The sequence below is a fragment of the Wolbachia endosymbiont of Drosophila leontia genome, assembly GCF_028981785.1.
Classification (GTDB): Bacteria; Pseudomonadota; Alphaproteobacteria; order Rickettsiales; family Anaplasmataceae; genus Wolbachia; species Wolbachia pipientis.
Genome location: NZ_JAPQLK010000126.1, coordinates 1 through 5,472, shown reverse-complemented (window position 1 = coordinate 5,472; position 5,472 = coordinate 1). Strand labels below are relative to the sequence as shown.

At 37.2% G+C, this 5,472-nt stretch carries 5 protein-coding genes; 1 reads left to right on the top strand and 4 read right to left on the bottom strand.

Going from position 1 to position 5,472, the window contains the following annotated elements; all coding sequences use genetic code 11:
- Positions 1-474 precede the first annotated feature (474 nt).
- Entirely contained in the window at positions 475-1,770 is a 1,296-nt protein-coding gene (locus OZD63_RS04055; RefSeq protein ID WP_274979497.1) for a Na+/H+ antiporter NhaC family protein, read from the top strand.
- Between the two features lie 519 nt (positions 1,771-2,289).
- On the opposite strand, the gene OZD63_RS04050 is transcribed toward OZD63_RS04055, so the two are convergent.
- The 4 genes from OZD63_RS04050 to argS all read right to left on the bottom strand — a co-directional run bounded on the left by OZD63_RS04050 (position 2,290) and on the right by argS (position 5,077).
- Complete coding sequence (locus tag OZD63_RS04050) at positions 2,290-2,445, bottom strand: hypothetical protein (RefSeq protein WP_167513690.1); 156 nt, start codon at positions 2,443-2,445, stop codon at positions 2,290-2,292.
- Between the two features lie 326 nt (positions 2,446-2,771).
- A complete protein-coding gene (locus OZD63_RS04045; protein ID WP_275008191.1) occupies positions 2,772-3,074 on the bottom strand; it encodes a type II toxin-antitoxin system RelE family toxin in 303 nt (100 codons plus the stop codon).
- The gene (locus OZD63_RS04040) at positions 3,052-3,276 is read right to left on the bottom strand and encodes a hypothetical protein (RefSeq protein ID WP_010962565.1); all 225 of its coding nucleotides are present in this window, start codon (positions 3,274-3,276) and stop codon (positions 3,052-3,054) included. Before OZD63_RS04040 ends, OZD63_RS04045 begins: the two co-directional genes overlap by 23 nt.
- 94 nt (positions 3,277-3,370) lie before the next feature.
- Positions 3,371-5,077: an arginine--tRNA ligase gene (gene argS / locus OZD63_RS04035; protein WP_275008190.1), complete on the bottom strand. Its 1,707-nt coding sequence runs from the start codon at positions 5,075-5,077 to the stop codon at positions 3,371-3,373.
- Between the last annotated feature and the right edge of the window lie 395 nt (positions 5,078-5,472).

Below are 5,472 nucleotides of genomic sequence, written 5' to 3'. Positions count from 1 at the left end.
CTAGAGATACCACGGCGGTATGACGGTTCGCAGCGGTATAGTAACTCGTCATCCCGCTGCTTGTTAGCGGCTAAGGGATACCGCGAAGGGATACTGCGAATGAATCGCGGTATGACGGTTAATTATTCTGCGGCGGTATGACGTAGAGCTCGCGTTAGCTATACTTTTATACTCACCAACTCAGTATCCAATCTGGATCCAAGTAGTCAGCTACTTGGATGACATCTTTGTGTTTGAGGCAAAACCAGCTATAACATTTCTTCGCAAACAAATGTTCGTACAGTTGTGCGCGTGATGCTGGAATCTAGACAACAATTAGATCCTATTGTCAAGCAATAAGCTACATGTGCTATTTATTTAGTAGATTAAATATGAAGTTTAAAACTCTGCTATTGACTTCCTGTAGAACTAGTGAAAACCAAACTTGCTTAAAACCACTTAATTAGTTATAGTTATAAGTTTAGGTACAGTAAAATGACAGCTTTTGTCCCCTTGATTATTTTTTTAATCTTGTATCTTGGAAGTGGTGCTTATTTTTCTTTTATCGGAACTGATAATCCACTTCATCAGGTTTCACCAGTAATCTGCTTATTACCAGCACTATTTTTTGCTGTCTCACGTGGTACAAATAAAATTCAGCATAACATCGATACTGTTATCAAGGGCATGGGTGACAAAAACACCCTTACTATGTGTTTAATTTTTTTATTTTCTGGAGCATTTTCTGCGGTGACTCAATCAATCGGTAGCGCAGACACTGTTGCTAATTTAATTCTTAATTTCCTTCCAGCAAGATTACTGCTGCCTGGAGTATTTTTGGCTTCTGCTTTTATTTCAACTGCAATTGGCACATCTATGGGAGTTGTTGCGCTGATGGTACCTATAGCTGTTAATCTGGCAAAAAGTGGAGCTTTTGGTCTCGAAATAGGAACTGCAACTGTAGTAGGTGGTGCCGTGTTTGGCGATAACCTTTCGATGATATCTGATACCACCATTGCATCTGTTTCTTCACAGGAAGCTTCAGCAAAAGATAAACTTAAAATGAACTCTAAAGTTGCACTTATTGCCAGCATTATAACACTCATCTACCTAGCAGCTGCCTCAAATAGTACAAAAATTATTTCTATATCAAATTTAGATTATTATTCTATAATAAAAATTATTCCTTACATTTCTTTAATAATCATGGGGCTGTTTGAAGTCGCCACTTTAGTAACAATAACTATAAACATAATTATTGCTGGTGTGCTAGGAATAACTTTTTTTGACTATGCTATCATTCAATTTCCTCATGACGTGTATGACGGTTTCAAAAAAGTAAACGAAATAGTGGTATTTGCTCTATTTATCGGTGGATTGAGCCATATAATGTACAAGCAAGGTCAAAAAGCGTTGCATAAACTCATCGATGAAAGCAATATCACAAAAACTAAAGCTGAATTTGTGATAGCAGGAATTGCGTCTATGTTTACTACCTTAGTTGCCAATAATACCATTGCTATTTTACTAAGTGGTGGCATTGCAAAAAGGCTTGCACAAAAACACAGTATTGCGCCACATCGCAGCGCATACTTATTAGATGTTTTTGCTTGTGCTACAAAAGGTATCTTACCTTATGGTTCCCAACTATTGCTAGCAGGTAGCATCGCCTCTGTATCACCTATTTCTTTATTAACACAGGTATATTATTGCTTTATTCTAGCGGCAGTTACAATAGGCGAAATAATCATCAACAGCAGAAAAGAGAAACATTGTGCGGCTGCAACTTAGAGTTTCTCTTTTTTTACCCATAAGGAACGGAATTACTTGACACCCTTCGCCAACCCCCTTATCATGAAACTGAAGCTATTTATTTATCTTCGCAATCTGTGCAGGTTAATGGCAAAAAACTTAGGGTATTTGGCGTCTCATGTTTAATTTTTCGCACTACGTGCATCGCATGTCTTTAAAAATTTCTGGGTTTTTACCTATATAAACCGAAACGCGCTTACAAAGCGTTTAAGACAGCAAAAAACGTCAAATTGACAAGGGAGAATTTCAATGCTAGCTACTACGGGGTTTCTTTGCCTTTTTTCCTGCTTAGTAAATTTCTTAAACACTTGCGGTGTAGGTTAGTTGCAAGTTAAAAGCAGCTAAATCGCTCTTAATCAAGCGTTTTAGAATAAAAAAAACGCCGATATTTTAGTACATAGTAAATAGCCAACCACCATGGGGCTTCTTTTGCCTTTTTTTTCATTTGGTAAATTTCTTAAACATTTATAGTTGCAATTTAAGAGCCCGTAAAGGGTGTCATTCCAGTGCCCCTGTGATGTATTCCAGTGCTTGACACTGGAATACAGTTTTCCATATAATCTCATCGAAAATGTTGTAACCACTTTCCATGCTAGTTTGCTTGTTCACAAGCAAACTTTTCTGGATCCCAGTGTCTGGGCACTGGGATGACAAGAGAAGGTACTAGCCTGACACCCTGACAACCGTCATCCCGCTGCTTGTTAGCGGGATCTATGCTAATGCCCTTTTATTCTTTCAATTATGTTATTTCCATTTAAATCTGTCTGTTCCGCAACTTCAGTGAATACAGTTGAATACTCCCTAAAACTGATTGTCATAACTTTACCCTACTTTGAATAATATTTTGATCATTACATATTGTAACAAAAAAAAATCAACTCATTTCTTCTAACGGCTCTATATTAAAGATAGAAAGTCCAGAAGCAATGACGTGTGCTAAGGCTTGGACAAGTTGCAGCGGTGAGATCTTTCTTATATTTTTAATTGTGTAATCTTCTGTGTTTGTAAATGTTTTTTCTATACCCCACTGCAGTAATAAGTACTTTACGTTCTGAATGATTTATGATGTAAATTACACGGTAGTTGCTAACCCTTATCCTATATTGCCCTCTAAAGCTATGACATAAAGGCTTTCCTAGATTAAAAGGATCAACTGTCAGGCGTTTCTTTATGGCCTCCTGAACCATTAATTTAATCTTTGCCGGAAGAGCTGGAATTTCTTTTTCAATAACATTTTTTAAGAATTTTATAGTGTAAGTTTTATTTCCAGATGTTTTCATCATCCTCTACTTCTTCTTCACCTTCAGAGAGGCGATCGTCAGCTATTTTGGATAGCTCTACATCTTCTTCGAACTCTTCTTCCACTAAATCTACTAAAACCTCAGGAATAGTTTTATTTTGAGTCTCTGCCATTTCCGTAAGATACTGAGCCAATTTACTGTCAAAACTTACATTAACATTGAGCTTTTTTTGACTGTGAGCCATATATTAACCAGAAAATACTACCACGAACTATAACATTTTTACTTAATTTTGTCAACTTCTCTATTCGTTGAAAAAACGATCTTGCATAAAAAAATCAACTCATCTCTTCCAAAGGCTCTATATTGAAGATAGAAAGTCCAGAAGCGATGACGTGTGCTAAGGCCTGCACGAGAAACATTCTTGCAGCGGTGAGGTTTAAGTTGTCTTCCAGTATGAAACGCATGTTTAAATCACTCTTGCCATACCCCCATAAAACGTGAAACGCTTCTGCAACTTCAAGTAAGTAGAAAGTAATTCTGTGTGGCTCACAAAGCCTTGCTGCAATTTCTACTACATCTGGCCACTTTGCTAAGGTTTTTATGAGGAAGAGCTCTCCACCTGTCCTTAAAAGTGAAGGATCTGCTGTTGGGAGCTCTTTTGGAGCATTACGCATTAACGAATGAGCACGAGCATGCGCATATTGCACGTAAAAAATAGGGTTGTCTTTTGACTGTTCTTTAACTTTAGCAAAATCAAAGTCCAAGACCATATCATTCTTGCGTGTTAGCATTATAAAACGAGTTACGTCCCTACCAACTTCTTCCACTACATCTCTTGCTGTTAGGAAGTTTCCTGATCTTTTGGACATCTTAACAGGTTTGCCGTTCTCGAAAAAATTCACAATATTATGCAGTTTTACCTCTATTTTTGCTTGATCATCACTGAGCGCAGAGACGACTGCTTTGAGTCTTTTGACATAACCGCCGTGGTCACTACCAAGCTCTACGATCATATTGTTAAAACCACGCGATATCTTATCAAAATGGTAAGCGATATCCGAGGCAAAATAAGTCCAATTGCCGTCCTCTTTCTTCAATGCACGGTCAACGTCATCACCAAATTTTGTAGAGCGAAATAGCATCTCTTTTCTGGAAGTCCAATTTTCGCTTTCTTTGCCTTTTGGTTTCTCCAGGTACCCTTCATACACTAGACCCTTGTCAGACAATATCTTTATACTCTCTTCAATTTTGCCACTTTTTTGTAGCTCATACTCTGAAGTAAAAACATCATGATTTACTCCAAGTAAGTTCATGTCTTCCTTTATAATTTCTAAGATAGAACTTAAAGTATAGTCTCTAATCACTTGATTATCTTGCTTTTCTAGAAGCTCTGCGCCATATTTTTTGGCCAGCCCCTCCCCTATCGGTTTTAAATATTCACCTGGGTATAAACCTTTTTCAACACTAATTTTTTCTCCCAGAGCTTCTTTATATCGCAAATACACTGACCGAATTAGCGTATCTATCTGTGCTCCAGCATCATTAATATAGTATTCCTTAGTAACTTTATAACCAACTTTTTTCAATAAATTTGCCAGAACGTCACCAAATACTGCCCCTCTTGCATGACCAATATGCAGTGGACCAGTTGGATTTGCAGATACAAATTCAACATTGATGGCCTGATTGTTCCCTATATCTAGGGTGCCAAACTCTGTTTTTAGCTCATTTATTTGTTTTAAAATTCCATGCCACACTTCTATTTTTAAGTGCATGTTGATGAAACCAGAGCCTGCTATTTCCACTTTTGCAACTTCATCAAAAAGTTCAAATTCTTTGGCTAAAACCTCTGCAATTTCAATAGGATTCTTCTTTTCATGCTTTGCAAGCACCATAGCAACATTTGTGTAAATGTCTCCATGGACTCTATTGCTTGGAGGCTCTATGATAAAGTTTGCTGCACTTGTGCTTATAACACCCCTTTGTTTCAACTCATTCAATTTACTAAAGATTAGAGAGGAAATCTGCTTAAAAATGTTCATTCACTATATTGCTATAAAATCTATAGCAGTATAGTGAATAAGTGGGACTAGTTGAAGGTTTATCTTAACTATTTTATCTTCCTGGATCAGAGTTTATATTAAGTCGTTGCCGTAACCATGGTAAGAGAAAGCCATACCTTCGCTGTAACCATCATTACCAGCATCAGGCTCTTCAACATCATCAGTTACCACCTGATCTTCAGTTGTGATTTCATCCTTGATCGTCTCGTCTACACCCTCATCACTATAAGAACCTGTTAAGGATCTCGAAAATATGAGGTAAAATAAGCATAGTTAAGAAAGAGGTATATCTATGCAAAAAAGCTATCCAAGCGATATAAGTAAAGAACAATTTGAAAAAATTAGACCAATACTGGAGAGTAGCAGAAAGAAAA

Coding starts and splice junctions, on each gene's coding strand:
- OZD63_RS04045 (WP_275008191.1), bottom strand. CDS start 3,074: ATGATGAAAACATCTGGAAATAAAACTTACACTATAAAATTCTTAAAA.
- OZD63_RS04055 (WP_274979497.1), top strand. CDS start 475: ATGACAGCTTTTGTCCCCTTGATTATTTTTTTAATCTTGTATCTTGGA.
- argS (WP_275008190.1), bottom strand. CDS start 5,077: ATGAACATTTTTAAGCAGATTTCCTCTCTAATCTTTAGTAAATTGAAT.
- OZD63_RS04040 (WP_010962565.1), bottom strand. CDS start 3,276: ATGGCTCACAGTCAAAAAAAGCTCAATGTTAATGTAAGTTTTGACAGT.